This window comes from Corallococcus sp. Z5C101001 (genome assembly GCF_007352635.1).
Lineage (GTDB): Bacteria > Myxococcota > Myxococcia > Myxococcales > Myxococcaceae > Corallococcus > Corallococcus silvisoli.
In genome coordinates, this window is record NZ_VKLU01000006.1 from 145,654 (window position 1) to 172,363 (window position 26,710).

Below are 26,710 nucleotides of genomic sequence, written 5' to 3' on the forward strand. Positions count from 1 at the left end.
CCGGTCATCCCTCGCGGTCCCGTGCGTCCGCCACCGCCCGCGTCCCGGGCCCGGGAGCCGTGTGTCCCGGATCCGACGGCGCTCGGCGCTGGCGGCACCGCACGCCAGGAGTCCTTGCCATGACGTCCCCTTCTTCTCCCCTCCCTCCGTCCGCCACCGAGACCCGCATGGTGGACATGGTCTTCCCCGACCAGACCAACCACTACGGCACGCTCTTCGGCGGACAGGCGCTGCGGCTGATGGACATGTCCGCGTTCATCACCGCCAGCCGCTACGCGCGACGCACCGTCGTCACCGCGTCCAGCGAACGCGTGGACTTCCACACCCCCGTGCGCCAGGGCCAGCTGGTGGAGCTGGTGGGCCGCGTCGTCGCCACCGGCCGCACCTCCCTCACCGTGGACGTGGAGCTCTACTCGGAGGACCTGCTGTCCGGCGCGCGCCTGCTGTGCACGCGCGGGCGCTTCATCCTGGTCGCGCTCGACGCGGAGCGGCGTCCCACCGCGGTGCCGCCGCTCGCGCCGGAGAACCAGACATGACAGACATTGCCTTGACACCTGAAACAAGCCGGGCGTATAGACGACGCCATGCTGGTGCCTGGGTTTACCCAGGCTGAAAAGGGAACCCGGTCCGAATCCGGGGCTGCCCCGCAGCGGTAGGTGAGAACGACCGCCGTCCATGACACTGGAGCCCGTGTGGGCCCCGGGAAGTGACGGCCAGTAGGAACCCCGGCCCGCCTCACGCCGGACGCGCTCACAAGCCCGAAGACCTGCCCGCATCCGGCCCGTGGGAGACATCCACGGACGGTTCGACCTGGAGCCCCGAGGGAGGGCGGGAAGGTCCGAGCGCAAGCCCCTGTCTTCACAGGGATTTTCGCCTCGGCACACTCCCCTTCTCCCTTCGTGTCTCCAGCCACCCGCGGGGGTGGGGGTCGGTGTCTTCGGGCCCGTCCATGGCCCGGGTGCGCGGCGTCGCACCGGGACACCTCGCCTCCTCCTTCGTGGGTCACTGGCCGGGCGACGCGGGTCGCCCGTTAGGACGAGCGATGCGTGGAGTGCGGCGAAGACAGCGCGAAGCAGTGACAGGACGCGGAAGCCAGACACGGCACGGGAGGCCCCGGGCGCGGCGCGCCTGACGCCTCTTCGCGCATTCCTCCTCTCAATTCCTTTCATCCACCGCGAGCGCGCCCTCCACGCGCGCCGCCTGGGGAGACGTCTGTCTTTGAACGCCATCCGCTACCCGGACGGGAACGTGCTCCTGCGCAACCTGTCGCGCGAGTTCCCCGTCGTGACCCACGGCCAGGGCATCTACCTGTACGGCGCGCAGGGCCGCCGCTACCTGGACGGCTCCGCGGGCGCGCTGGTGGCCAGCGTGGGCCATGGCAACCGCGAGGTCGCGGACCGCGTCCATGAACAGCTCCTCCAGGTCGCGTACGTCAACGGCACCCACTTCACCACCGAGGTGACGGAGGCCCTGGCCACCCGGCTGTGCGAACACGCGCCCCAGGGACTCAAGCGCGCGGCCTTCCTGGGCTCCGGTTCGGAGGCCATCGAGGCGGCGGTGAAGTTCGCCCGGCAGCTCTGGGTGGAGCGCGGACAGCCCCAGCGCTCGCGCGTCATCACGCGCGTGCCCGGCTACCACGGCAACACGCTCTACGCGCTGTCCATGTCCGGACGGCCGCACTACCAGACGTTCTTCGGCCCCATGCTGTCCCAGGTCGTCACCACGCCCGCGCCCTACCCCTACCGCTGCGGCCTGGAGGACTACGCGCGCGACGGGGCGGCGCACTACGCGCGGCACCTGGAGGAGGCCATCCAGCGCGCGGGCCCCGACACGCTCGCCGCGTTCGTGGCGGAGCCCGTCATCGGTTCATCGGCGGGAGCGTCCGTACCGCCGCCCGGCTACTTCGAGGCGGTGTCGGCCGTCTGCCGGCGCCACGGCATCCTGATGATCGCCGACGAGGTCATGTGCGGCTGCGGGCGCACCGGCCGCTTCTTCGCGAGCGACCTCATGGACTTCACCCCGGACGTGCTCGTGATGGGCAAGGGGCTGAGCGGTGGCTACGCGCCCCTGAGCGCGGTGCTGGTGCGCGAGGACCACCTGGAGGAGCTGCGCCGGGGCTCCGGCGGCTTCATGCACGCGCAGACGTACCTCCAGGCGCCGTGCATGACGGCCGCGGGGCTCGCGGTGCTGGACTACTACGAACGGCACGACCTGGTGGCGCACGCGGAGCGCGTGGGCGCCTACCTGCAACGCCGGCTGCGAGAGGTCCTGCTGCCCCTGCCCCACGTGGGCTCCGTGCAGGGCGTGGGGCTGATGGCGGGCGTGGAGCTGGTGGAGGACAAGGCCACGAAGCGGCCCTTCCCTCGCGCGCGCAGGGCCGTGGAGGGGCTGCTCGCGGAGCTGTTCGCGCTGGGGCTCATCCTCTGGCCCAACACCGGCCACGCCGACGGGACGAACGGCGACCTGGTGATGGTGGGCCCGCCGTTGATCATCACCGAGCCCCAGGTGGACGAGCTGGTGGACCTGCTCGCCCGGGGCCTGACCCGTTTCCTGGAGCGGCCATGACCTTTCGCATCACCTATTCGGTGCTGGACGCGGACCTGACGGAGCTGCACGCGCGCTTCGACGCCGCGCTCGCCACGGTGCGCGCGCGCCTGGGCGCGGAGTACCCGTCGTGGATCGCCGGCAAGGCGCACCACAGCGGGGACCTGCTGGACAGCCGCAACCCCACGCGGCCCTCCGAAATCATCGGGCGCTTCCACCGCACCGCGCCCGGCGAGGTGGGCCGCGTGGTGCGCGCGGCGAAGGACGCCCAGCGCGCGTGGGGCGCCACCGCGTGGGAGGAGCGCGTCCAAATCCTGCGCCGCGCCGCCGACCTCATCTCCGAGCGCCGGTGGGAGCTGGCGGCGGGGATGACGCTGGAGGTGGGCAAGAACCGGCTGGAGGCCCTGGGCGACGTGGAGGAGGCCGCGGACCTGCTGCGCTACTACGCCGGGCAGGTGGAGTCCGCGCGCGGCTTCCACCTCCCCATGGCGCGCCTGTCTCCCCGCGAGGACACGCGCAGCGTGCTGCGCCCCTACGGCGTCTTCGTCGTCATCTCCCCCTTCAACTTCCCGCTCGCGCTGGCGGCGGGGATGAGCGCGGGCGCGCTGCTGGGCGGCAACGCCGTCATCCTCAAGCCCAGCGAGGAGGCCCCGGGTTGCGCGGACGGCCTCTTCCACGCCTTGAAGGACGCGGGCCTGCCGGACGGCGTGTTCCAGGTGGTGCACGGCGAGGGCGAACGCCTGGGCGCGGCGCTGGTGCGCCACCCCGCGGTGGACGGCGTGGCCTTCACCGGCAGCAGCACGGTGGGCATGGAGATCCACCGCCAGCTCACCGCGGAGCACGTGCGGCCCGCGCTGCTGGAGCTGGGCGGGAAGAACGCGACCGTTGTCTGCAAGGACGCGGACCTGGAGGCGGCGGTGGAGGGCTGCCACCGCTCGGCGTTCGGGATGTCCGGCCAGAAGTGCAGCGCGCTGTCGCGCATCTACGTGCACGAGGACGTGCGCCGCGACTTCCTCGAACGGCTGGCCCGGAAGGCCCGCGACACGGTGGTGGGGGACCCCGCGCTCGCGTCCGTCTTCATGGGGCCGGTCATCAACGCGGCCTCCGTCCGCCGCTTCGAAGAGGCCGTGGCGGAGGCGCGGCGCGACGGCACCGTGCACGCGGGCGGCGGCGCACCGGCCCTGGACGCGTCGCTCTCGCACGGCCACTTCGTCGCGCCCACGGTGGTGGAGCTGCCGCACGACCACCGGCTGATGCGCGACGAGCTGTTCCTGCCCTTCGTCGGCGTGGCGACCTTCCGCACGCTGGACGAGGCGCTGGCGCGGCTCAACGACAGCGCCTACGGCCTCACCGCCGGCATCTTCAGCGAGGACCCGGCCACCGTGGAGGCGTTCATGGCCCGCGCGGACGCCGGGGTGCTCTACGCCAACCGCCGCACGGGCGCGACGACGGGCGCGTGGCCCGGCGTGCAGCCCTTCTGCGGCTGGAAGGCCAGCGGCTCCAGCGGCAAGGGCGGCTGCGGTCCCTATTACGTCTCGCAGTTCATGCGCGAGCAGTCCCAGACCCGGATGGGTTGACCTGGAAGACCCCATGCACCCGCTCTATCCCGAAGTGAAGGTCGCGCCCCCGGGGCCCAACGCCCGGGCCATCATCGACCTGGACAAGCGCTACACCTCGCCGTCGTACATCAAGGAGTACCCCCTGGTGGTGGAGCGCGGCGAGGGGCCGTGGGTCCACGACGTGGACGGCAACCGCTTCCTGGACTTCATGGCGGGCATCGCCGTGGCCGCCACGGGGCACGCGCACCCGCACGTGGTGAAGGCCATCCAGGAGGCCGCGGGCCGCTTCCTCCACATCTGCGGCACGGACTTCTACTACGACGGCTTCTCGCGCCTCTGTGAGCGGCTGGCGAACTACCTGCCGGAGATGGGCCCCAAGAAGGTCTTCCTCACCAACTCCGGCACCGAGGCCGTGGAGGGCGCGCTCAAGCTCGCGCGCCACCACACGCGCCGGCAGACCATCATCGCCTTCAAGGGCGGCTTCCACGGCCGCACCTACGGCGCCATCTCCCTCAACTCCTCCAAGGTGGCCCAGCGCGCGTTCTTCGGCCCGCTGCTGCCGGGCGTGCTGCACATCCCCTACGCCAACCCGTACCGCTGCGCGAACGGCTGCGCGCCCGGCGCGTGCGGCGACGCCTGCAACCCGGTGCGCCTGCTGGAGACGGACTGGTTCGTCAACCACGTGGACCCGCGCGAGGTGGCCGCCATCTTCGTGGAGCCCATCCTGGGCGAGGGCGGCTACGTGGTGCCGTCCGCGGGCTTCCTCCAGGACCTGCGCCGGCTGTGCGACGCGCACGGCATCCTGCTGGTGTTCGACGAGGTGCAGTCCGGCATCGGCCGCACCGGACGGATGTTCGCGGCGGAGCACTTCGGGGTGATGCCGGACATCCTGCTGTCCGCCAAGGGCATCGCGTCCGGGATGCCGCTGGGGGCCATCATCGCGCGCGAAGCGGTGATGACCTGGCCGCGCGGCTCCCACGGCAGCACCTACGGCGGCAACCCGGTGTGCTGCGCCGCCGCGCTCGCCACGCTGGACGTCGTGGAGGGCCTGCTGGACAGCGTGCGGGACACGGGCGAGCACCTCCAATCGGGCCTCAAGGCGCTCCAGCGCGGACACCCCGTCATCGGCGACGTACGCGGCGTGGGCCTGATGGTGGGCGCCGAGTTCGTGCACCCGAACACCCGGGAGCCCGCGAGCGCGTACGTGGCGGACCTGGAGCAGCTGGCGTTCCAGAAGGGCCTGCTGCTGCTGTCGTGCGGCAAGTCCACCATCCGCTTCGCGCCCCCGCTGGTGGTGGGCCGGCACGAGGTGGACGTGATGCTGGGAGTGCTGGGCGCGTGCCTCCAGGAGCTGGATGTCCGGCACGGCATGAAGGGGAGCTGAGGGGAGCGCGGCCATGGACAAGCTCTGTTCGATGAAGGAGGCCATCGCGGCCTCCGTGCACGATGGCGACTCAATCGTCATCGATGGCTTCACCCACCTCATCTGCTTCGCGGCGGGACACGAAATCATCCGCCAGGGCCGGCGCAACCTCACCGCCATCCGGCTCACGCCGGACCTCGTCTACGACCAGCTCATCGAAGCCGGCTGCGTGAAGCGGCTGGTGTTCAGCTGGGCCGGCAACCCGGGCGTGGGCAGCCTGCACGCGCTCCGGCGCCGCAGCGAGGCGGGCTGCGCCGAGCGGCTGGAGCTGGAGGAGTACTCGCACTTCGGGCTGCTGTCGCGCCTGCAAGCGGCGGCGGCGGGGCTGCCGTTCTGGCCGCTCGACAACTACTTCGGCGGCGACATCGCGCGGGTGAACACGAACATCCGCACCGTGCGCTGTCCGTACACCGGGCGGGAGCTGGCCACGGTGCCCGCGCTGAACCCGGACGTGACCGTCCTCCACTGCCAGCGCGCGGACCGGGAGGGCAACGCGCAGGTGTGGGGGCTGCTGGGCTCCCAGAAGGAAGCGGCCTTCGCGGCGAAGCGGGTCGTGGTCGTGGCGGAGGAGATCGTCCCCACGGAGGTCATCCGCGCGGATCCGAACCGCACCGTGGTGCCCGGCATCATCGTCAGCCACGTGGTGCATGAGCCCTGGGGCTGCCACCCCAGCTTCGTGCAGGGCTTCCACGACCGGGACAACGACTTCTATGTGAAGTGGGAGGACATCTCGCGCCAGCCGAAGACGTACCAGGACTACCTGGAGGCCTTCGTCCACGGAGTGAAGGACCGGCGCGGCTACCTGGAGCGGCTGGAGGCGGGGTTGCTCGACAAGCTGCGGGCGAAGCCCCGGCCTTGCGCGGGGGTGGACTATGGGTACTGACGCGGCCACGACGGCCAGCGCCAGCGAGCGCATGGCGTTCCGCGCCGCCCGCGAGCTGCACGACGGGGACGTGGTGTTCGTGGGCATCGGCCTGCCGAACCTCGCGTGCAACCTGGCGCGGGCCACGCATGCGCCGGGCCTGTTCATGATCTACGAGTCCGGCGCGGTGGGCGCCATCCCGGAGCGGCTGCCGGTGTCCATTGGCGACCCGTCGCTGGTGACGGACTCGCTCGCGGTGGTGGGGCAGGCGGACATCTTCCAGTGCCTGCTGCAGCGGGGACACATCGAAGTGGGCTTCCTGGGCGGCGCGCAGGTGGACCGGTGGGGAAACCTCAACACCACCGTCATCGGCGACTACGCGAACCCGAAGGTCCGGCTGCCGGGCAGCGGCGGGGCCTGTGAGATCGCGGTCCATGCGCGGCGGCTGCTCATCATCATGCGGATGAGCCCGCGCACCTTCGTGGAGCGCTGCGACTTCGTCACCAGCCCGGGCCACCGCATGAACGGGCGCTCCCGGAAGGAGCTGGGCATGCCCGGCGGCGGCCCCACCCGCATCATCACGGACCTGGGCGTGCTGAGCTTCGACGAGACGGGCGAGGCGGTGCTCACCGAGGTGTACGCGGGCGTCACCCCGGAGCAGGTGAAGGCCGCCTGCGGCTGGCCGCTCAAGGTGGCGCCCGAGGTGAAGACGGGCGCGTCACCGGACGCGGCGGTGCTGCACCTGCTGCGCGAGAAGCTGGATCCGAAGCGCCTGTATCTCTGAGTCCCCGCTGTCCCCCGGAGCCCAAGTCCCATGTCGTCCGAAGCCTTCATCGTCGATGCGGTGCGAACACCCATCGGGCGTTACCGGGGCGCGCTCCAGTCCGTGCGGCCGGATGACCTGGCCGCGCACGTGCTCCGTGCGCTGGTGACGCGGCAGGGGCTGGACGCGTCGCGGGTGGACGAGGTGTTCCTCGGCTGCGCGAACCAGGCGGGCGAGGACAACCGCAACGTGGCGCGGATGGCGCTGCTGCTCGCGGGGCTGCCCCAGGGCGTGCCCGGCGTCACCGTCAACCGGCTCTGCGCGAGCGGCCTGGAGGCCATCATCCAGGGGTGCCGGATGATCCGCCTGGGGGAGGCGGACATGGTGCTCGCGGGCGGCGTGGAGTCCATGACGCGCGCCCCCTGGTCCATGCCCAAGCCCGAGGAGGGCTTCCCCTCCGGGCGGATGGAGGCGTGGGACACCGCGCTCGGCTGGCGCTACCCGAACCCTCGGCTCGCGGAGCGCTTCCCGCTGGAGCAGATGGGCGAGACCGCGGAGAACGTGGCGGAGAAGTGGGGCATCTCGCGCGAGGCGCAGGACGCCTTCGCCCTGGCCTCGCATCAGAAGGCGGTGGCCGCGCGGGGAGCCGGGCACTTCGCGCGAGAGCTGCTGCCGGTGGAGGTGCCCCAACGCAAGGGGCCTCCCCTGCGCGTGACGGAGGACGAGGGGCCGCGCGCCGACACGTCGCTTCCGAAGCTGTCCTCGCTGCGCGCCGCGTTCCGCGAGGGAGGGAGCGTGACGGCGGGCAACGCGTCGACGCTCAACGACGGCGCGGCCGCGGTGGTGCTGATGAGCGAGCGCGCGCTGAAGGCCTCCGGCAGGACGCCCCTGGCCCGGTTCGTGAGCAGCGCGAGCGTGGGCGTGGATCCGCGCTTCATGGGCGCAGGCCCGGTGCCGGCGACGCGGAAGGCGCTGGAGCGCGCGGGCTGGACGACGGACTCGCTGGACCTGGTGGAGCTGAACGAGGCCTTCGCCGCGCAGGCGCTCGCGTGCATGCGCGACCTGGAGCTGGCGCCCGAGCGCGTGAACGTGAACGGCGGCGCCATTGCCCTGGGCCACCCGCTGGGCGCGAGCGGCGCGCGCATCGTGACCACGCTCGTCCACGAGCTGGAGCGCCGCGGGGCACGACGGGGACTGGCCGCGCTGTGCGTCGGCGTGGGCCAGGGACTGGCGATGACGGTGGAGCGGTGAGTCCGAGCGAACGACGGGGAGCCCCGAGGAGCCGTCCATGACACCGACCCTGCGCATCACCTTCCACGACAGAGGGTCTGGCTGGCGCTACACGGTGGCGTTCCCCGATGGCGCCCACGAGTCCGGTCCCCTCCAGGGGCTGGAGGATCTGGCGGCCGTCCTCCAGCGCTGGGGACAGGGCCTGACCGACCTGCCGTGGACGGAGCTGCCCACGTTCGGGGGCGCCGCGCCCTCCAGCACGGAGGGCGTGTGGAGCTGGGACCCGACGCGGCTGCTCGTCGGTGAGCGCGCGGACGCGGTGACGCTCGTGCGCCGCACGAAGGGCTGAGCCCGCCTCCCGCTCCGAACCTGCCGGAGCGGGGAGCGCCTTCGCCCGCTCAGCTCCGGCGGCGGCGGCGGGCCTGCATCAGCCCCAGGAGCCCCAGCAGCGAGAACGCGGCCAGCGACCCGCCGCTCGCGGAGCACCCGCCGCGGAAGTCCACGTCGCCCTCGTCCAGCGGCGACGGCTTCACGCCCGTGCCCGTCCCCAGGTCCATGCCTGCATCCGCCACGCCCGCATCCGCCACCGGCTCCACGGGCGTACCCGCGTCCGCCACCGGCTCCACGGGCGTACCCGCGTCCACCACCGGGTCCACGGGCGTACCCGCGTCCACGACCGGATCCACCGGAGGCGTGCCCGCGTCCACCGCGGGCGTGCCCGCGTCCACCGCGGGCGTGCCCGCGTCCACCACCGGATCCGGCTTCACCACCGGAAACACGTCCTCGCGGCTCGTCGCCTGGATGAACCCGTCGTGGTAGACGACGCCGACCGGCTTGATGGTGTCGTCCCGGTACAGGCCCAGCTTCAGGTAGTTGTTCTGACCGGCGAACATCGTCATCGCCTTGCGCTTCGTCAGCACCTGCACGCCGTTGTGCCACAGCTCCACGAAGCCCACCGCCGCGTCCGGCGACCACTTCACGTGGAAGATGAACTCCTGCCACACGCCGCGCTTGAGCGCCGCGCTCCACACCGTGCCGCTCTCGTTCACGTTCAGCCGGATGAGCTCGCCCTTGACGAAGAACTCCACCGGCGGCGAGCCACAGCACCCGTCGTGGTGCCACTGCGTGAAGAGCTGCCACGAGTCCACGCTGGGGAAGTCGTTCGCGAACATCACCTTCCAGCGATACCAGTACTCCGACCCCACCTTGTCGCGGCTCAGGTAGACCAGCTCGTTGCGGTTGCCGCTGGAGTTGATGGGGTCATCCCCCTGCTTCACCGTCGCCTTCAGCGCGTACTTGCCCTCCGCCACCGGGCTCGTCACCACCTGGAGCCGGTCCGAACTCACCATCTGCTCCGAGCTGTATTGCGAGCGATTCCCTGTCTCGAAGTCCCCACGCCAGACGATTTCCGCCGCTGCGAGGCTCGGGAGCAGACACATCGCAAGCCACAGGTGCAGTGCTTTCAATGCTGAATCCTTGAGGAGGGGGGAGGGGAGGGAGCGAAACTTTGACGGCAAAGCTTCAACAAACACTACCCCAGCTCATCGCCTCACTTCATTCCCTCCCAAAGACATTCCAACATGCTTGTCAACAGGGCATGCGGCCAGCCAGGGGCCCTCCTGTTTGAGACATGTTTCACCTCGGGGCCGGGCCACCCACACCCACCGAGCGGACAGGGGGGCGATGTCCTGAACGCAACGCGTCATTGACAAGGAGGCATGCAGGAGGCTGACGGCCCGGGGGCGTGGTGTAAGGTCGCAGGCCCTTCCGGCGCTCCCTTCCCGGGGCGCTCTTCGTGTGCCCCATGCTCGTGCTGCGAGACGTCCAGAAAACCGATTTGCCCGGCCTGAAGCGTCTTGCCGCGGTGCTGAACACGGTCAACCTGCCGAACAACGAGGAGACGCTCGAGGCCATCATCGACAAGTCGGTGAAGAGCTTCGCCGGCAAGGTGAAGGACCCGTTCGAGCGCGAGTACCTCTTCGTGCTGGAGGACGTGCGCAACAGCCTCATCATCGGCACGTCGATGATCATCGCCCAGCACGGCACCTACGACGCGCCGCACATCTACTACGAGGTGAGCGAGCGGGAGCACTACTCCGCGTCGCTGGAGCGGCACCTGCGGCACAAGGTGCTGTCCATCGCGTACAACTACGAAGGCCCCACGGAGATTGGCGGCCTGGTGGTGGACCCGCCCTACCGGGCGACGCCGGACAAGCCCGGCAAGCAGCTGTCCTTCGTGCGCTTCCTCTTCATCGCCATGCACCGGCGGCTGTTCCGGCCGCGCGTCCTGGCGGAGCTGTTGCCGCCGCTGCTCCCGGACGGGCGCAGCCTCCTGTGGGAGGCGTGCGGGAAGAAGTTCACCGGCCTCACCTACCTGGAGGCCGACCGGCTCAGCCGCCAGAACAAGGAGTTCATCAAGGAGCTGTTCCCCGCGTCGGACATCTACGCGTCGCTGTTCCCGGATCGCGTGCAGCGGGTGCTGGGCGAAGTGGGGCCGGCCACGCGCGGCGTGCAGCGGATGCTGGAGCGGGTGGGCTTCCGGTACGTGGAGCGCATCGACCCGTTCGACGGCGGCCCGCACTTCGAGGCGAACACGGCCGACGTCAGCCTGGTGCGCCGCTACCGCACGATGAAGCTGGCGGACGAGGACTTCGAGCTGGAGGGCGATGACGTGCTCGTCGCCGCCGAGCGCGACTCCGGCCGCAACCGCTTCCGCTCCGTGCGGTGCCAGGCGCGGCTGGACAACACGGTCATCTACCTGCCGGCCCGCGCCAAGGAGATCCTGGAAGTGAAGGCCGGCGCGAAGCTGTCCATCATTCCGTTCGAGTAGCGCGCACCACGCGCCAGTCCCCGCGCAGGAGCGACAACCAGCGCTCCCCGGCCTCCAGGCCGGGGCCCTCGGGGGGCACCAGCGCCAGCGGCAGGTGCGTGTCGGGACGCACGGGATCCAACGACGTGGGGTCCAGGTCCAGCGTCCCGCCCCCGCGCAGCGCCACCCGAACCCAGGCGTGCGGCCGCGCGGGGCCGCCGTCCACCACCAGCAGCCCGTGCACCAGCCCCACCCTCCGCCCCTGGGCGCGCGCCAGGGACGCGAAGCGCAGCGCGTGGGCCAGACAGCCGCCGGCCTCGCCCTCCCCTCCCGCCCGCCAGTCCGCCGCCGTGGGCCCCTTGTCCGGGAAGGCCGCGTGCACCCTCGCGGACAGGGCCCGCGCCGCGTCCGGCGACCACTCCGTCATGTCCGGCAGGCGGCTGGGGACCGCGAGGCCGCTGGCGCTGTTCACGCCGTCAGCGGCGGCTCGCCGCTCGGCGCCGCCGCTCGTGTCAGCGCCCACTCCGGCCCGCGGCGCCCTCCCCTCCACGGCCCCCGATGCGACGGTCGCTCCAGCCGAGGCCGGGGCAGCGCCAGGCGCTGGCGCGTGCCCTGCCTGCCTGCCCGGCACGAGCCTCAGGGGCCCTTCGCTCCCTCCCTCCACGGGAACGCCGTCCGCGAAGAGCTCCGGGGGCGCTCGCAGCCGCTCCCCTGGCGGCGCCGCCGTGAAGCTCGATTCGCCCACCTCCACCGCCTGGAGCCATCCCCGCGCGTCGTAGCGGGCACGGAAGCGCGCGCCGAGCATCGTGCCCTCCACGCTCGTCGCGCTCCGCGTCGTGACACAGTGAAGGCCCTCCTGGCCGGACAGCTCCTCCCGGCCCTTCACGCAGCCCTCGGGCGGCGGCCCTCTCCACAGCCACAACGCCTGCGGCACCGCGTCCGCGTCCTTCACGCGCCCCGTGGCATCCACCGCGAGCGTCACCTCGCGCACGCGCTCGCCCGCCCGGCCTTCGCGCACGTGCAGGTGCCGGCTGGTGTACGTGAACCGCCCCGCGTCCAGCGCCAGGGAGACCGTCCCCACCGGCACGCCCCGCCACGCGAAGACGAACCGGGCCGCCCTCCCGGCTTCGGCGCCCGTGCTGGCGGGGATTCCCGGGAGCACCAGCATCGCGATGGCGAAGAGGGCCTTCATGTATCGCGGAGCATGCGTCGAATTGAGGACCGGCGCGAGAAGGCGGGATAGCGTTCATCCCGTCCATGGGCGCCAAACGGTACCTCTTCTCGTTCGGGCTGGCGGCGGCCCTGGTCTCCGCCTTCATCCTGGGCCTGCTGTTGTGGTGGGTGACGGGCAAGCCGGACGACACGGCCGGGTGGGCGGTGCTGCTGCTCGGGGTTCCGTTCCTCTGGCTGGCGGGCAGCTACCTCGCGTGGTTCCGCTTCGCGGCGATGCGGCGGCGCGAGCGGCGCGACCTGATGTCACGCCTCGCCGAAGGCGACCTCACCACGCCCATCCACCAGGGCTTCGAGGGCCAGGAGGACCTGCGCCGCCTCATCCTCTCCCTGCGCCGCGCCATGTCCCAGGTGCAGCGCGTGACGAGCAACCTGCACCGCACCGGCAACGGCGTGAGCGACCAGGCCCGCATGTTGCTGGAGGCCGCGCGCCGTCAGGGCGGCGCCGTGGAGCGCACGCTCACCGCGGTGGCGGGCAACGGCACCAGCCTCCAGGTGGCCATCAAGCGCGTGCTGCACATCGAGACCTTCGCGCATGAGACCACGGGCGCCCTGCTGGAGATGACGGAGCGGCTGCACCAGGTGGTGGATGGCCTGGAGACGGTCAACGACTTCAGCCAGCGCACCAGCGGCCTCACCCAGGCGATGACGGAGCGGCTGACGCACATCGCGGCGTCGGGTGACGAGCTGGGCCGCTTCGCGTCCGAGGCGGAGGACTTCGTCGCGCTGGTGGAGGGCGGCATCGACGCCGTGCGCCGGCGGGCCACCGACACCAACAGCATGGCCATGGCCGTCACCGCCACCGCCCAGCGCGGCGAGACCCTGGTGGGCGACAGCGTGCAGGGCATGTACCGGGTGGAGGAGACGGTGCGCAAGGCGGCCGAGCTGATGGAGATGCTCGGCACGCGGTCCATGGAGATTGGCCGCATCGTGGACGTCATCCAGGAGATCGCCGACCAGACGAACCTGCTGGCCCTCAACGCCGCCATCATCGCCGCGCAGGCCGGCGAGCACGGCCGCCCCTTCGGCGTGGTGGCCAATGAGATCCGCAGCCTCGCGGAGCGCACCACGCGCTCCACGCGCGAGATTGGCACCATGGTCACCGGCATCCGCGACGCGGTGGAGACCGCCGTGGCCCTGGTGCAGGAGGGCCGCGAGCAGGCCACCGCGGGCGTGGCCCTGGGCGACCGCGCCGCCGAGGCCCTGGGGGAGATCCGCAGCATCACCCAGCGCACCTTCGCGGCCGTGGAAGCCACGGTGATGGAGACGCAGCGGCTGGAGGCGCAGGGCGCCACGGTCGTGGAGGCCAGCAAGCGCGTGGCCCGGCGCGTGGAGGACATCACGCGCATGGCCATCGAGCAGTCCGGCAACGCGCGGGACCTGGTGCGACAGATTCAAGAGATGTCGCGCGTGGGGCAGAGCGCCGGCCAGAAGGCGGAGGCCCAGGCGCGCACGGGCCGCGACCTGTCGGAAGCGGTGATGCGCCTGAGCGCCGCCATTGAGGAGCTGCGGCAGGCCCATCAGGTGCTCACCCGGGGTGACGCGTCCATCCGCGAGGAGGTCGCGCAGGTGCGCGAGGACGCGCACCGGGTCATCCGCATTGGCGACGGGTTGGATCGCACGGTGGACCAGCTGGGCCATGAGACCGCGAGCCTGGAGGCGGAGGTGTTCCGCTTCCAGCTGCCTCGGGCGCGCGCGGGCGGCACGCTGCGGGTGGGGGTGCACCAGTCGGGGTCCTTGCGCAGCCGGCAGACGGTGGATCCGCTGTACAGCGTCGAGAACCAGATGGCGGAGCTGACGGCGTGCCTCTTCTCCTGCCTCGTGCGGCTGGAGGACGGCATGCTGGTGCCCGACCTCGCCGAGCGCTGGGACGCGGACCCCTCCGCGCGCCGCTACCGCTTCTATCTGCGCCGGGGCGTCACCTTCCACGACGGCACGATGCTCACCGCCCAGGACGTGAAGCGACACCTGGAGCGGTTGATGGACCCGGCGTTGCGTTCGCCGGACCGCAGCCTGCTGGAGGACGTGGAGGGCGCTCGGGAGTACGCCAGCGGCCTCGCGCGCGAGGTGACGGGCATCGAGGTGCTGGACGAGGGCACGCTGGAGATCCGCCTGCGCGAGCCCAAGGCGTTCTTCCTCCAGCTCATGGCGCTGACGCCCACGGCGGTGGCGAAGATGGACCCCTCCGGCAAGCTGGTGGGCTCCGGGCCGCTCCGCGTCGTCGGTCTGGAGTCGGACCGCATCGTGCTGGAGCGCAACCCGGGCTACTGGCGCAGCGGGACTCCGCTGCTGGACCGGCTGGAGTTCCTCCTGTCGGACTCACGGGATCAGGCGGTGCGGCAGCTCTTGGACGGGCAGGTGGACCTCGTGTCCTACCTGCACGTCGAGCACACGGAGGCCAAGGGCCTGGAGGCGCATCAGGTCGTGGCCAGCACCACGCCCTCCACGGCGTTCGTGGGCCTCAACCTGCACGAGGCGCCCTACAACGACGTGCGCGTGCGCCGGGCGCTGCGCGCGGGCATGGACATCCCGGGCGTGGTGCAGCAGTTCCATCCGGGCGCGCGGGTGGCCCGCACCTTCACGCCCCCGGAGCTGCTGGAAGGGGCCGCCGAGCTGGGTCCCGCTCCGGGGCCGGACCTGGCGCTGGCGGAGCGGCTGTTGCGCGAGGCGGGCGTGCGGCGGTTGCAGCTGAACCTGCACCATCCGGTGGGGCGCGACACGTCCGCCGAGGACGCGGTGCTCTTCCGCCCGTTGATTCAAGCGGGGCTGCTGGAGCTGCGGCACGTGCAGATGAGCCCGGAGGAGTACCTGCCGCGGCTGCGCGAGGGGAAGGTCCCGGCCTTCCGCACGCTGTGGCTGGCGGACTTCCCGGACGCGGATGCCTTCCTGCACTTCCTGCTCAACTCCAGCGCGCAGACGGTCTACCCGCTGGGCTACCGCAATCCGGAGCTGGATCGGCTCACCGCGGAGGCGCGGGTGTCCATTGATCCCGAGCTGCGCTCGCAGCTCTACCGGCGCGCGGAGTTGCTGGCGCGCGAGGACTGCCCGCTCATCCCGCTGTACCACGACCGCACCCACGCGGCGGCGGTGGCGTCGGTGCAGAACCTGCGGCTGCACCAGACACCTCCGCAGGTGCGCTTCGAGGACCTCTGGGTGGACCCCAGCGCGGGCGCCTGAGCTGCCCGGTGAGGGCGAAACCCGCGGCTGCGTCGGACGCCGCGGACCTCGGCCGGCCTAAGGCGCCGCCCGGCGGGAGCCTCCGGGACTGGCGTGCCGCAGGGGCCAGCCACGGGACTCGGTGCGCCCTCCCAGCGGATAGGACTCCAGCAGCCAGACCCCGTCGCGGCGCAAGGCCACGTGCAGCATGTCGCCCGCGAACACAGCCCCCGCGACATGGACGCGGCCCGGCAGTGAGCACTGGCTGGCCTTCCTGCCAGAAGAGATCCACTCCAACCACGCCTGCCGCTGACCATCCGGCAGCTCCACGTCCGCGAGGACGCCCACGATGTCCCGCTGGAGCAACGCGGCTTCGTGGAAGACCCCGGGGAGCACCGGCGAAGGCAGCACGTCCACTTCGGAGAGGCCCCCGCCGTCGTCGGAGCGGAAGGCGCGCAGCACGGTGCGCAGCGCCTCGGGCGGACACGGGAGGCCATCCGTGCGGTCGCACGCGAGCGCGAACGCATGTCCGACCGCGCCCCCAGGGGACACCAGCACGGGCTCGGCCAGGGGGGACAGCGTGCGAACACCGCCGTCCCAGTCCAGCGCCCCGAGCACGCCCCCATCCGTGTCCACGAACGCCTGCGTGCCCACCAACAACCGTCCGGACGCGAGCGCCAGCGACGCCGCGCCCCCCGGGACACCGGCGCCGAGCGCATCGAGGCTCAGCGGCGCGACCCCTGCGTCCGCGTCAGGCGGCGCCCAGGATGTGAAGGCCAGCCGTCCGTCCCACGGCGTATAGAGATATGCCCCGCGCGCGGCGTCGACGGCGAGCCGAGCCGCGCCGCCCCCCGGCTCGTCAGGCCCCACCGCGAGCGGCACTCCCGCATCCGCGCTCAGCATCACCAGCCGCGAGCGCCGCGCCTCCGCGCCCGCGAACGGTGTCTCGCTCCACGTGACATACGTCAGCACCTCGCCTTCCGCCGTGAGCGCCACGCGGCCCGCGCCCGTGCCGGGCACACCCGCGGGCACCCCTGCGTCCAGCGCCCCAACGGAGGCCCCCAGCGGCGCGCGCCAGCGAAGCTCCCCCGCCCCCCGGGGCGCATAGGCCTCCAGTGCCTCCGGCGCGAGCACCACCACGCCCGCGCCCGACGCCGCCAGCAACGTCCGCGCTCCTCCATCCGCGTAGGGCGATTCGTAGCGAAGCAGCCCGCGATCCGTGTACGCGGCGAGCCAGCAGCCCGCGTCCTCGCCGCACACCGACGCGTAGACCGTGTCGTCATCCGCCAGCAGCACCGGTCCACCGTCCTCCGCGACCGGCTCGCCTCCCAGCGCCGCGCTGAAGACGGCCTCCAGGTCCCCCGCGTCCGGACGCACGCACGCGCCCTCCTGGCACGTGCCCTCGTCCTGACAGGGGGTGGCGGGAGCGCAGACGAAGCCGTCCGGCGGCGTCACCGACCGGCACGTGCCACTGATGCAGACCTCGGCCCGCTGGCAGCTCACCGCGCCGCACGGGCTGAAGTCCGCCACGTCCACCTCCTTGCAGCCCACGTTGCGGTCGCACACCCCCGCCTTGCACGGGTCGCGCGGCGGCGGGCACACGACCTTCTCCGTCACGCAGCCCTGCGTCGGAGAGCAGCTGTCCACCGTGCACGGGTTGTCGTCATTGCACGTGCGTGGCCTCCCCACGCAGACGCCCGCCTGGCATGTGCCATTCTCCTGGCAGCGGCTGCTGGGGATGCATGATGCGCCGTCCGCCTGCGGGGACTCGATGCACAGGCCGGACTCCAGGTCGAAGCGCGACTCGCGGCACTCGCCCTGTGGCACGCACGGCAGCGGACGCACGCCCACGCCCACGAGCTTCACCTTCGCCGTGGTGCGCCCCGCGGTGAGCACCAGCTCGCCCTCCACGGGCTCGCTGCCCGCCGAGAACAGGATGTCCACCGTGCCCGTGCCGCTGCCCGTCACGACAATCTGGGACACGACGACGAAGAAGGGCGCGTCCGTCACCGCCTCCACCTGGACGCCCGCGCGGCCGGTGGCCACCAACGTCAGCGAGCGGCGCACCTGGGTGCCCTCCAGCACCCGGCCGAAGTCCACCACCGTGTCCTGCGGCCGGAAGCTGGCGCTCGCGCCGCCCACGTTGGGGCCATCACCACATTGGCACCCACCCAGGAGCAGCAACATCAGGAGCCACCAGCGAGCACGAGCACGGACCATGCCCTGACTCAACCGCGCCACCCGGCTCCGCGCAACGTGCGCCCTCCGCGTGCGGGTCGCCCCGCGCACAGTCTCCACGCCCCGGCGGGCCATCCCGCGTTCGCGGGCACCACCGCGCCCGGTCCATGCCCTCCGCCGCGCACGGCGAGTGGGCGCTGGCGTCGCTATGGCCCCACGGGCGACGCGCGCCGGCGTGTCAGCGCCCTCACGCCGAAGCCCAGCGCCGCCACTCCAATCAACCCGATGACCGCGTACTGGTAGCGCGACACGAGCAGCGTCAGGCGCTCCAGGTTGCCCCCCACCGCCATGCCCAACGCCAGAATCAGGCCGCTGTGCGCCAGCGCGGACACCGCGCCCAGCAGCAGCGCGTTGATGCGGGGCACCCGCGCCGCGCCCGCCGCGATGAAGATGATGCCCCGGATGCCCGGCAGGAACCGGTTCACCAGGAGCAGCCACGGCCCCGTGTGCCGCATCCGCGCCTGCACCGACTCCAGCCGCGCGTGCGTGAGCCCGAAGAAGGAGCGCCCCGGATTCGCCTCGAAGCGCTTCGCCAGCCACTGGCCCACTTCGTAGTTGATGAACGCGCCCACCACGCTGCCCGCGGTCACCACCGCCAGCACCAGCCACCAGGGCTTCTCACCCCGCACGGCGTAGATGCCGCCCATGAGGACGATGGTGTCCCCGGGGAACGGCGGCACCACGTACTCCAGCATCGCCGCCACGCCGAGCACCAGGAACCCGAACGGCCCTAGCGCCCCAATCAGCTTGTCGACGTGCTCGATCCACATCATCCGCGCGGCTGCTCCCGCCCAAGGGTTCCGTGAGCAGACATAAGCCTTGTTCGCTCCAGGCGGAACCCATGCGAGCCCCCGCCCGCCCGCCGGTGAACACGCCCAGGGCGCCAGGTCCTCGCGGCGCCTCGGAGGCCCCCCAGCCCCGGGCGGCCCGCGCGGTCGCGAGGACCGCCCGGGCCGGGCCGGACTCAGACGAGCGAGAGCCCACCGTCGACGGTGAAGACGCTGCCGGTGACGAAGGAGGACTCGTCGCTCGCGAGGAAGACGGCCGCGTTGGCGATCTCCTCGGGGCTCGCGATCCGCTGGAGCGCATGGAGCCGCGCGGCGGCGGTGCGCTGCGCCTCCGTCTCGTTCCATTGCCGGAACATGGGCGTATCCGCGCCTCCGGAGACGAGGACGTTCGCGCGGACTCCTTGCAGGGCGTACTCGGCGGCGACGGTGCGCGTGAGCCCGATGAGCCCCGTCTTGGCGGCGGCGTACCCGGACGTCCCGGGCATCGCCTTCGTGTATCCGACGAAGGTCCCGATGTTGATGACGCTGCCTCCGCCTGATTTCAGCATCGCGCCCACCTCATGCTTCGTCGACATGAACGCGCTCACCAGGTAGCCGTCCAGCCACTCCCGGAAGCAGGCCGTCTCCATCGCGTGGGTCGGCGCGCCGCCGAAGCTGCCTCCCGCGGCGTTGACGCCCACATCGAGGCGCCCGAACGTCGCTTGCGTGAACCGGGTCAGGGCTTCGACCTCGCCCTCCTTCGTCACGTCCGCGGCGTGGGCCACCACCTGCCCGCCCGTCTCGCGAGCCAGCCGCGCGGTGGCCTCCAGCTCCGGGACACGCCTGCCGGCCGCCACCACCCGCGCGCCCTCCCGCGCGAACGCGAGGGCCGTGGCCCGGCCGATTCCCGAACCCGCCCCCGTCACGATGGCCACCTTCCCGCTCAAGCGCTGCGTCATTCGCGTTTCCTCCATGACACCGTGGCCCCCTTGAGAGTCGCGCCCGCGGAGCCGAAGCAGCGGCGCACAGCCTGAGTAGCGGTTGCTGGAGGAGCCCGCGCTCCGCTTGTTGCGGTCGAATCCAGGGGGGCGCACCGGGCCCCATGCGGCGAAGAGGGCCTGCTTGATCAGGCGTCACCTCCCATCGTCCCAGGGTGCAGGTTGCTCGCCAGGGAGCACATGAGGACGTTTCGCGACGAAGCGCACCCTGACTGGGAGGAGCCCTTGCCTACGAGTCTCACGACCAAGATGTCCCTGCTGTCGGAACCCGAAGTCCGGCTCGTGCTGTCCAGCACTCCCGGCAAGGTGACGGAGCTGTCGTCCCGGGAACTGCGCGGGCGCATCCAGCGCGCGCGGCGCCTCATGAAGAAGTACGAGGACCTGGCGCGAATTCAGCGGCGAGAGGCCCTGCGCAAGCGCGTGCCCACCCGCTCCCGGCGCGCCGAGGGCAACGCGAACACGGTGCGCAAGGCGCGCTACTTCCAGCAGGCGCTGACGCGCTTCGAGAAGCGACTGGCGCAGTTGGAGCGCATGGCGGCGAGGACTCTCACCCGGCCCCCGCGCAAGGTGGTGGGCGCGCGGAGGACGCGCACGGCGACGCCCGCCCGGAAGACGCCGCGAGCTTCGGGTGGACGCAAGCCTGTCCGCCGCGTGCGTGCCGCGGGACGCACCGCGACGGCCTCGGTCCGCGAGACACGCACCCAGCGGAGCAAGGGCGGCGCGCGCAAGCAGCAGGGCTTCACCGCGGTCCGCCGCAACGCGCACGCAGTGGCACGCAACCGCCGCACCCAGGCCCGCAAGGACCAGCGGCGCTGAGCAAGCACCCACAGCGCTGATCAGGCATCACCGGTGCAGAGCACGCACGCAGCGCTGAGCAAGCATCGGCTGCGCTGAGCAAGCAGCGGCTGCGCTGAGCAAGCATCGGCTGCGCTGAGCAAGCATCGGCTGCGCTGAGCAAGCATCGGCTGCGCTGAACAAGCGGCGGCTGCGCTGAACAAGCAGCGGCTGCGCTGAACAAGCAGCGGCTGCCATGGGCAAGCGCCTGCGGCGCTGAGCAAGAGCCCGGGAGGTGCGAACGCCGTCGTGGCGCGACGGGCTGCTCCGGTGGCAGCCCTGGGGAAACTACACGGCGGGGCGCGACGCCGCGGGCGTCGGCAACACCGTGCCGCCGTACTGACTGGCCGCCAGCGTGCCGCACGCGGCGCCAATCTCCTTGCCGCCCGAATAGCGCCGCGCGATGGGCGCCTTGAGAATCTGGAGGTGGTCGCGAAACGCGCTCAACTCCTCCGCCGTGGGCGGCAGGTACTTCCCCGTCGGGTCCGTCACGTCGATGAGGTCCACCTTGATGGGGATGCCCTCGAAGGCCACCTTCAGCGCCTCCGCGTCCTCGCGCCCCAGGTTGAAGCCCTGGATGGCCACGTAGGCGATCATCGCCCGCTCCCGCCGCGCCTCGCTATACTCGCGGATGGCCTGGATCAGCTCCGGCAGCGGGTGCGTCTTCTCGATGGGGAGCACCTTCGCGCGCTTCTCCGGGATGGCGCTCGTCACGGAGAACGCCAGCCGGAACGGATGCCCCTCGCGCGTGTAGCGCCGGATGGCCGGCACGTGCCCCGCCGTGGAGAACGTGATGGCCGTGCCGGAGATGGAGAAGCCCGCCGGGTGCGAGAGGATCTGCGCCGCGCGCACCGTCTCCTTGTAGTTGAGCAACGGCTCGCCCATCCCCATGAACACCACGCCGCCCACGCGCCGGTCCGCCTCCGCCCGCACCTGCATCACCTGATCCAGGATCTCCCAGGTCTGAAGGTTGCGCTGGAAGCCCAGCTTGCCCGTCATGCAGAAGTCGCACGCCAGCGCGCAGCCCACCTGGCTGGACACACAGACGACGTACTTCTCCTCGAAGATGGGGATGCGCACCGCCTCGATGCGGCCGCCCAGCGGCGACTCGAAGAGGTACTTCACGAACCCGTCGTCCGCCTGCCGCCGCTCCACCACCTTCAGGGAGGGCATCTGGGCCTGGGCCCGGAGCAGGTCCGCCACGCGGCGCGGCACCTGGGGCGCCTGCGCGACGGCCTCCACCGTGGGCCGCGCATGGGCGAAGACCCCCGCGAACACCTTGCGCACCGCGGTGGGAGAAGGCTGGGCCGGCGCGAGCGCCGCTTCCAGCTCTGGCAGCGACAGTTGTTTCAGGTTCACGAGCAGGACTTGATCTTCGAGCGCAGGAACTCGGTCAGCTTCGCCGACACCTCGCGGGGCATCTTCAGCGCCATGGCGCGCTTGCACAGCCCGGGCGTGGCCCGGTAGGTGCTGAGGAACTCCTCGCAGGGCTTGCAGCCCGACAGGTGCTCCTGGAGGTGCCGCGCCTCCTCCTCGGGCATCTCACCCTCGAGGAATTCCAGCAGGAGGTTGATGGAATCTTTGCACGTATACATCCGAACCTCGGCTGGCTGCGGCTCCCCTCGTTCCAGTTCGAAGATGCCGAGGCGCCCTGGGGGTTTCACACCCCGCGATTGTCCCGGTTGTAGAACAGGTCGATGGCTTCTCGCAGCGCGAGCCGCGCCCGATGCAGGCGGCTCTTGATTGCGGGGATGGAATCCCCCGTCGCTTCCGAGATCTGTTCGTAGCTGAGGCCGTCCACATCTTTCAAGAGGAAGACTTCCCGGTACCCCTCGGGAAGCCGGTCGGCCGCCTGCTGGATGGCCTGCCCCAGCTCCGCGTCCAGCGCCTTCTCCTCCGCGTCCCGGCTCCAGTCCGTGACGGGGTAGTCCGCCAGGGTCCCCCGCTCGGTGAACTCCGGGGCCTGCAATTCGGCCTCCGCCGCCTGGGCCACCCGCCGGTGACGCAGGCGCATGAGCGCGTGGTTGGCCGCGATGCGGTGGACCCAGGACCCGAAGGCCGCCTCGCCCCGGAAGTCCTTGAGGTGTTGATAGGCGGACAGGAAGGTGTCCTGGGTGATTTCCGCCGCGTCCGCCTCCGAGCGCGTCATCCGCAGCGCCAGGCCGTACACCCGGTCCTGGTGCAGGCCGACGAGCGTCTCGAAGGCGGAAACGTCCCCGTCCTGAGCCCGCGCCAGGAGACGCCGGTCTTCTTCCTGCCGGTCATCTTCCTGGGGAACCTCGTGGGACATGGCGCTTTCCACCCAACCAGCCGGAACGTTCCGCGTCAAGGCCGACGGCGAGGCCCCCGGGACACGAAGCGGCTGACGTGTCCACTGTCCCGGTCCCACAGCCGCAAGGGTTCAGCGGCCCACGCCCCGGCGTACTCCACCCCGATGCGCGGCCCCCGCGCCACCCGCGCCTCCGGCACCGGCGTCCCCGGAGACAGGTGCAGCCGGTCCGAGTCCAGCCAGAGCCCGTTGTGGTTCAGGTTCACCCCCAGCACCCGACACAGCCTCCCGGGACCGTCCGTGCGCTCGCCGGGTGGGATGCCCTCCACCGGCTCCACGCCCCGCACCAGCACCGCCGACGCCACCCCTTCCCCATCCGTGACCACGTTGAAGCAGTGGTGCATCCCATAGATGAGGTAGACGTACGACCGCCCCGCCGGCCCGAACATCACCTCCGTGCGCGGCGTGCGCCCCTTGGCGGAGTGACTCGCCAGGTCATGCTCGCCCAGGTAGGCCTCCACCTCCACGATGCGGCCCACGCGGCGGCCCGCCACGCCGTCCACCACCAGCAGCGTCCCCAGGAGGTCGCGCGCCACCTCCAGGGCGGGGCGCGCGTAGAAGGTCAGGGGCAGTCTTGGCACGGCGCGGTCCTTCCCGCCTCGGGTGGGGGTCCGTCAACCTCTTCCCATGGTTGGCGGGGGACGGGTGGCCGAAGGCGGGGGGCCTGCGCCGCGGGTTGCACCCACCCTCGCTGAACGGACCCAACGAAACCGAAGCAACTCCATGCATGAGCGACACGCAGCAGCCCACGCGTCAAGCTTCACCCGGCCAAGGAAGCGGGGGACGCGGCGCCATTTCCATACGGACTCATCGTCCGTGTTGATTTGCCATCCACCAACGCCATCACACGGCATTTCCTGTACCGCGCCGCGTCTTCACTGACGCGCCGCATTCGGCCACCGCGGCAAGTCGCGTTGCGATTCCAGAATCCAGCGACATGGATTCGTCTGCCATTGAGTCCACACAAACCACTGGATTCACGTCGCTTTCCTTGGGTCGCGCGTCAACCCCAGGGCTCGCCCGGCAGGATCGGGCTCATCCATTTCAATCCCAGGCGGAATCCATCCAAACCCGCAAAATTCTCAGGCCTTGACTTGCCAGCACTGGCAATTCTACTTTACTTTGAGTGAAGACGAGCATAGTCGACATTGCCGTAAAAAACAGCATTAGCTGAATATTCTAGGAGAAGACCATGAAGGGACTTTCTTGCCTGGCTGTTCTTGCCTGTGCAGTGCTCTCCTCGACGGCATCGGCCCAGCTCGCCACGCGATGCTTCACCGATGACCAACTCACCACCACCACGCTGTCACAGGGCCGTAACAACTGGTCCTTCAAGTGTGGCTACATCTCTCAGGCCAAGCGGGACTTCCTCAACGCCGAGGGCGAGTACCAGGTGTACTCCGGCGGCTGCTATTCGTTCGCCACCACGGGCCCCACCACGACCTGTACCTTCTATGTCCCGGTCGACGTGAACGCCGCCTGCATCCCGAACCTCGTCAAGCTGGGGACGTGCGTGACGGGTTGCTACACGGCGAAGCAGCGCGTGTCCTTCGGCGGCGAGTACTGGCCCATCGCCGACGCCTACGCCTCCGGTGTCCGCACCGTCACGGCGCTCACCAAGGACGCGCTGCTCGACGCGCCCGCCACGGGTGAGCAGCCGATTCGCGCCTTCGTCGCGGGCGACACCGTGGAGGACGTGTTCGCCATCGAGACCGCGGATGGTCGCCGCGTCGAGGTGACGGCCGAGCACCCGATGGTCCTCGCCTCCGGCGAGATGGTGAAGGCGAAGTCGCTGAAGGACGGCGACCTGCTCCTCGGCACCCAGGGTGAGCGGGTGGAGATCCGCCAGATCTCCGTGTTCCGCTACGAGGGCAAGACCTGGAACGTCCAGCCCACCAGCCACGAGAAGATCGAGAACGTCCTCGACGTGGAGGGCCTGCTGACGGGCTCCGTGCGGTTCCAGAACGAGTGGGCCGACGACCACTATCGCCTCTCGCTGCGTGACGAGGCGTCTGTCGACGGTCTCTGAGCCAGTTCGCCGCACCCGTCGTGTGCTCCCGAGGGGCATCCATCGCCCTCTTGGGAGCGTTTGAAGTGAGCGAAGGGATGGCATCGCGAGGCGGGCTCGCTGGGCTCCGGGGCCTGCCTCGCTGTTCTCGTCACGTCACGAGAAGGACTCTATGCGAAGCGATGAAGGATTCACCGGCGAGGGGTTCGCGGGCAGGGCCTTGCGCAGGCTGCTGGTGGCAGGAGTGCTGGGGCTGGGGGCGGCTGGCTGTGACCCGATGGGAGAGGACCCTGTCGCGCCGGGCAGTCCACGCACGATGGAGTACGCCTTCGATGGCACCGCGCCGCTCGCGGGGCCGCAGGGAGAGTTCTCGGCCACCGTCACCCGGTATGAATACGAATTCAACACGCAGACGGGGGCCGCGCGCTCCGCGCTCTTCCTGAACGTGGACTTCCCGGGAGGCGACTGTTTCGTGGTCGGCGCGCCCGGTGGGCTCACCAACGTCAAATGGAACGGCCAGACGGCCCTCCGCGTCGAAACGCTCCCTGGCGCCGTGCGCGTGTGTGGTCCGGGCCAGGCCGCGGGTCAGGTGAAGCTCGAGGCGAACCTCACCGTTCCGCTCCAGACCTATGACTACACGCAGGTGGGCTTCTCCCGTAGGACGGACCGCGGCGGCAACACGTTCTCCTACCTGCTGAACTGGGTCGAGTCGTGTCAACTGTTCGGCCCCTGCGACAACCGCACGAGCGAGCTCGCCAGCTACGTCATCACCGTCAAGCACGCCTCCAATGAGCGCGTCCTGTGCCCGGGGACCCGGACGCTCCCCAACAACACCACCACGAAGTGCGAGCTGACCGGCCTCACGAAGGCGCCCACCTATTCATCCTTCGCCGTGGCCTCCAACCGCGCCTGGGTGAGCAGCACGTTCGCGGAGGTCACCAACAAGTTCAAGCTGACCGTCTTCGAGATTCCGGGGGGGCGCCTCGCCAGCTCCCTGAATGCGACGAGCGTCACGGCGTACCTGAACTGGATCATCGGGCTGCTCGGGCCGCTTCCCTATGGGACGGACCTCCGCGTCGCGAGCGGGCCCACGGACTGGTTGGGGGCGGAGCACCCTGGCAACATCATCCTCCGCGAAGACCTGCCAGACCTGCGGCGCGACTACGCAGACATGACCATGCACACGTTGATGCACGAGGTCGTGCACCAGTGGGCCGGCAATCGCACGACGCTGTCGACCTCGATGGACTTCATCTGGAAGGAAGCCATCGCCGAGTACCTCACCTATATCTTCGAGCTCCAGAGCCGCCCCGCGGGCGAGGCCGAGCAGACGCGGGCCTACTGGGACCGGCTGGCTCGCACCGCCGCCTACTATCCGCAGCCAGGAGATTCACCGCCCCCCGTCTTGGTATCCCGCGCGGCGGATGTCTATGGCACAGGGCCCATGATTCTCTTCCTGCAACTGGAGCCCCTGCTGGGCCAGCAGACGGTCATCGATGGCATCAAGCACTTCTTGAAGTTGCCGGGACACCGCGGCGTCAGCGACCTGCGCGACTCGCTCGAGTTCGTCTCCGGCAAGGATCTGGCCCCCTACTTCGCGGCCTGGGTCCATGGCAGCGGAGACCCGGACTGGCCCTACTTCAACGTGACGACCCAGCAGGCGAATGGCGCGCTCACGGTGACGGCGCAGCAGTGGTCCGTCGCCGGCACCCGCTTCCCCGTGTCGGTGGACGTCCTGCTGGAGGGCGCCACGCAGAAGAAGCTGGTCACCCTGAACTATGGCCTGGCGCCGACGTCGGACACGCTCGTCGTCACGGTGCCCTTCACCGAGCCGCTCGTCCAGGTGACGGTGGACCCGGAGAATCGGGTCGTCAACCGCAGGTTCTTCGGGCTCACGAAGGAGCCTCGCCCGCCGAGCTGGCTGTTCTGATCTCCCACGCGTCACTTCATCATCGAGAAG

The 26,710-nt window shown here is 70.9% G+C and carries 22 protein-coding genes and 1 riboswitch; of the genes, 13 read left to right on the forward strand and 9 right to left on the reverse strand.

The window, feature by feature from the left end:
• Positions 1 to 119: 119 nt before the first annotated feature.
• From FOF48_RS15725 to FOF48_RS15760, 8 genes are all read left to right on the forward strand, one after another.
• Positions 120 to 536, forward strand: coding sequence for an acyl-CoA thioesterase (locus tag FOF48_RS15725; protein ID WP_143902438.1), 417 nt, complete (start codon positions 120 to 122; stop codon positions 534 to 536).
• Positions 537 to 571: 35 nt separating this feature from the next.
• Positions 572 to 789: riboswitch (cobalamin riboswitch) on the forward strand.
• A 429-nt stretch (positions 790 to 1,218) separates the two neighbouring features.
• A complete protein-coding gene (locus FOF48_RS15730; protein ID WP_235686106.1) occupies positions 1,219 to 2,565 on the forward strand; it encodes an aspartate aminotransferase family protein in 1,347 nt (448 codons plus the stop codon).
• Entirely contained in the window at positions 2,562 to 4,121 is a 1,560-nt protein-coding gene (locus FOF48_RS15735) for an aldehyde dehydrogenase family protein (RefSeq protein WP_143902440.1), read from the forward strand. The genes FOF48_RS15730 and FOF48_RS15735 overlap by 4 nt, the downstream gene beginning before the upstream one ends.
• A 13-nt stretch (positions 4,122 to 4,134) precedes the next feature.
• Entirely contained in the window at positions 4,135 to 5,487 is a 1,353-nt protein-coding gene (locus FOF48_RS15740; RefSeq protein WP_143902442.1) for an acetyl ornithine aminotransferase family protein, read from the forward strand.
• Between the two features lie 13 nt (positions 5,488 to 5,500).
• On the forward strand, positions 5,501 to 6,409 hold the full coding sequence (locus FOF48_RS15745) for a CoA transferase subunit A (RefSeq protein WP_143902444.1): 909 nt from the start codon (positions 5,501 to 5,503) through the stop codon (positions 6,407 to 6,409).
• Positions 6,399 to 7,172, forward strand: a complete 774-nt coding sequence (locus FOF48_RS15750) for a CoA-transferase subunit beta (protein WP_235686107.1) — start codon at positions 6,399 to 6,401, stop codon at positions 7,170 to 7,172. The genes FOF48_RS15745 and FOF48_RS15750 overlap by 11 nt, the downstream gene beginning before the upstream one ends.
• 30 nt (positions 7,173 to 7,202) lie before the next feature.
• The gene (locus FOF48_RS15755; RefSeq protein ID WP_143902446.1) at positions 7,203 to 8,402 is read left to right on the forward strand and encodes a thiolase family protein; all 1,200 of its coding nucleotides are present in this window, start codon (positions 7,203 to 7,205) and stop codon (positions 8,400 to 8,402) included.
• 37 nt (positions 8,403 to 8,439) lie between these two features.
• On the forward strand, positions 8,440 to 8,730 hold the full coding sequence (locus FOF48_RS15760) for a hypothetical protein (RefSeq protein WP_143902448.1): 291 nt from the start codon (positions 8,440 to 8,442) through the stop codon (positions 8,728 to 8,730).
• 49 nt (positions 8,731 to 8,779) lie between these two features.
• On the opposite strand, the gene FOF48_RS15765 is transcribed toward FOF48_RS15760, so the two are convergent.
• Positions 8,780 to 9,847 (reverse strand): heparin lyase I family protein, encoded by a 1,068-nt coding sequence (locus tag FOF48_RS15765; RefSeq protein ID WP_370456586.1) that lies wholly within the window; start codon positions 9,845 to 9,847, stop codon positions 8,780 to 8,782.
• A gap of 338 nt (positions 9,848 to 10,185) precedes the next feature.
• Here FOF48_RS15765 and FOF48_RS15770 point away from each other — a divergent pair, with 338 nt between their 5' ends.
• A complete protein-coding gene (locus FOF48_RS15770; protein ID WP_143902450.1) occupies positions 10,186 to 11,211 on the forward strand; it encodes an arginine N-succinyltransferase in 1,026 nt (341 codons plus the stop codon).
• On the opposite strand, the gene FOF48_RS37085 is transcribed toward FOF48_RS15770, so the two are convergent.
• Entirely contained in the window at positions 11,195 to 12,382 is a 1,188-nt protein-coding gene (locus FOF48_RS37085; protein WP_255442237.1) for a lasso peptide biosynthesis protein, read from the reverse strand. The two genes, FOF48_RS15770 and FOF48_RS37085, sit on opposite strands and share 17 nt — an antisense overlap.
• A 65-nt stretch (positions 12,383 to 12,447) precedes the next feature.
• Here FOF48_RS37085 and FOF48_RS15785 point away from each other — a divergent pair, with 65 nt between their 5' ends.
• Positions 12,448 to 15,597 (forward strand): ABC transporter substrate-binding protein, encoded by a 3,150-nt coding sequence (locus tag FOF48_RS15785; protein ID WP_143902452.1) that lies wholly within the window; start codon positions 12,448 to 12,450, stop codon positions 15,595 to 15,597.
• A gap of 57 nt (positions 15,598 to 15,654) precedes the next feature.
• Here the strand turns inward: FOF48_RS15785 and FOF48_RS15790 are convergent, their stop codons facing one another.
• The 3 genes from FOF48_RS15790 to FOF48_RS15800 form a co-directional block, all read right to left on the reverse strand.
• A complete protein-coding gene (locus FOF48_RS15790) occupies positions 15,655 to 17,796 on the reverse strand; it encodes a hypothetical protein (protein ID WP_143902454.1) in 2,142 nt (713 codons plus the stop codon).
• A gap of 164 nt (positions 17,797 to 17,960) precedes the next feature.
• Positions 17,961 to 18,584 (reverse strand): DedA family protein, encoded by a 624-nt coding sequence (locus tag FOF48_RS15795; protein ID WP_143902885.1) that lies wholly within the window; start codon positions 18,582 to 18,584, stop codon positions 17,961 to 17,963.
• A 194-nt stretch (positions 18,585 to 18,778) separates the two neighbouring features.
• Positions 18,779 to 19,540, reverse strand: coding sequence for an SDR family oxidoreductase (locus FOF48_RS15800; RefSeq protein WP_143902456.1), 762 nt, complete (start codon positions 19,538 to 19,540; stop codon positions 18,779 to 18,781).
• Positions 19,541 to 19,804: 264 nt separating this feature from the next.
• Here FOF48_RS15800 and FOF48_RS15805 point away from each other — a divergent pair, with 264 nt between their 5' ends.
• Positions 19,805 to 20,395, forward strand: a complete 591-nt coding sequence (locus tag FOF48_RS15805) for a hypothetical protein (protein WP_143902458.1) — start codon at positions 19,805 to 19,807, stop codon at positions 20,393 to 20,395.
• Between the two features lie 306 nt (positions 20,396 to 20,701).
• Here FOF48_RS15805 and FOF48_RS15810 read toward each other — a convergent pair whose 3' ends face one another.
• The 4 genes from FOF48_RS15810 to FOF48_RS15825 all read right to left on the reverse strand — a co-directional run bounded on the left by FOF48_RS15810 (position 20,702) and on the right by FOF48_RS15825 (position 23,323).
• Complete coding sequence (locus FOF48_RS15810; protein WP_143902460.1) at positions 20,702 to 21,772, reverse strand: radical SAM protein; 1,071 nt, start codon at positions 21,770 to 21,772, stop codon at positions 20,702 to 20,704.
• Entirely contained in the window at positions 21,769 to 22,008 is a 240-nt protein-coding gene (locus FOF48_RS15815) for an anti-sigma factor (protein WP_014399836.1), read from the reverse strand. The genes FOF48_RS15810 and FOF48_RS15815 overlap by 4 nt, the downstream gene beginning before the upstream one ends.
• 65 nt (positions 22,009 to 22,073) lie before the next feature.
• Complete coding sequence (locus FOF48_RS15820) at positions 22,074 to 22,703, reverse strand: RNA polymerase sigma factor (RefSeq protein ID WP_143902462.1); 630 nt, start codon at positions 22,701 to 22,703, stop codon at positions 22,074 to 22,076.
• A gap of 35 nt (positions 22,704 to 22,738) precedes the next feature.
• Positions 22,739 to 23,323, reverse strand: a complete 585-nt coding sequence (locus FOF48_RS15825; protein ID WP_143902464.1) for a DNA-3-methyladenine glycosylase — start codon at positions 23,321 to 23,323, stop codon at positions 22,739 to 22,741.
• A gap of 611 nt (positions 23,324 to 23,934) precedes the next feature.
• Between FOF48_RS15825 and FOF48_RS15830 the strand changes: the two genes are divergently transcribed.
• Both FOF48_RS15830 and FOF48_RS15835 read left to right on the forward strand, forming a co-directional pair.
• Positions 23,935 to 24,771, forward strand: a complete 837-nt coding sequence (locus FOF48_RS15830) for a Hint domain-containing protein (protein ID WP_143902466.1) — start codon at positions 23,935 to 23,937, stop codon at positions 24,769 to 24,771.
• Between the two features lie 151 nt (positions 24,772 to 24,922).
• Positions 24,923 to 26,680, forward strand: coding sequence for a M1 family metallopeptidase (locus FOF48_RS15835; protein WP_143902468.1), 1,758 nt, complete (start codon positions 24,923 to 24,925; stop codon positions 26,678 to 26,680).
• Positions 26,681 to 26,710: the final 30 nt, after the last annotated feature.

What these genes read in the sequence shown, in the direction of transcription:
- FOF48_RS15725 (WP_143902438.1), top strand. Translation starts at nt 120, where the DNA reads ATGACGTCCCCTTCTTCTCCCCTCCCTCCGTCCGCCACCGAGACCCGC.
- FOF48_RS15735 (WP_143902440.1), top strand. Translation starts at nt 2,562, where the DNA reads ATGACCTTTCGCATCACCTATTCGGTGCTGGACGCGGACCTGACGGAG.
- FOF48_RS15740 (WP_143902442.1), top strand. Translation starts at nt 4,135, where the DNA reads ATGCACCCGCTCTATCCCGAAGTGAAGGTCGCGCCCCCGGGGCCCAAC.
- FOF48_RS15745 (WP_143902444.1), top strand. Translation starts at nt 5,501, where the DNA reads ATGGACAAGCTCTGTTCGATGAAGGAGGCCATCGCGGCCTCCGTGCAC.
- FOF48_RS15750 (WP_235686107.1), top strand. Translation starts at nt 6,399, where the DNA reads ATGGGTACTGACGCGGCCACGACGGCCAGCGCCAGCGAGCGCATGGCG.
- FOF48_RS15755 (WP_143902446.1), top strand. Translation starts at nt 7,203, where the DNA reads ATGTCGTCCGAAGCCTTCATCGTCGATGCGGTGCGAACACCCATCGGG.
- FOF48_RS15760 (WP_143902448.1), top strand. Translation starts at nt 8,440, where the DNA reads ATGACACCGACCCTGCGCATCACCTTCCACGACAGAGGGTCTGGCTGG.
- FOF48_RS15770 (WP_143902450.1), top strand. Translation starts at nt 10,186, where the DNA reads ATGCTCGTGCTGCGAGACGTCCAGAAAACCGATTTGCCCGGCCTGAAG.
- FOF48_RS37085 (WP_255442237.1), bottom strand. Translation starts at nt 12,382, where the DNA reads ATGAAGGCCCTCTTCGCCATCGCGATGCTGGTGCTCCCGGGAATCCCC.
- FOF48_RS15785 (WP_143902452.1), top strand. Translation starts at nt 12,448, where the DNA reads ATGGGCGCCAAACGGTACCTCTTCTCGTTCGGGCTGGCGGCGGCCCTG.
- FOF48_RS15790 (WP_143902454.1), bottom strand. Translation starts at nt 17,796, where the DNA reads ATGGTCCGTGCTCGTGCTCGCTGGTGGCTCCTGATGTTGCTGCTCCTG.
- FOF48_RS15795 (WP_143902885.1), bottom strand. Translation starts at nt 18,584, where the DNA reads ATGTGGATCGAGCACGTCGACAAGCTGATTGGGGCGCTAGGGCCGTTC.
- FOF48_RS15800 (WP_143902456.1), bottom strand. Translation starts at nt 19,540, where the DNA reads ATGACGCAGCGCTTGAGCGGGAAGGTGGCCATCGTGACGGGGGCGGGT.
- FOF48_RS15815 (WP_014399836.1), bottom strand. Translation starts at nt 22,008, where the DNA reads ATGTATACGTGCAAAGATTCCATCAACCTCCTGCTGGAATTCCTCGAG.
- FOF48_RS15820 (WP_143902462.1), bottom strand. Translation starts at nt 22,703, where the DNA reads ATGTCCCACGAGGTTCCCCAGGAAGATGACCGGCAGGAAGAAGACCGG.
- FOF48_RS15830 (WP_143902466.1), top strand. Translation starts at nt 23,935, where the DNA reads ATGAAGGGACTTTCTTGCCTGGCTGTTCTTGCCTGTGCAGTGCTCTCC.
- FOF48_RS15835 (WP_143902468.1), top strand. Translation starts at nt 24,923, where the DNA reads ATGCGAAGCGATGAAGGATTCACCGGCGAGGGGTTCGCGGGCAGGGCC.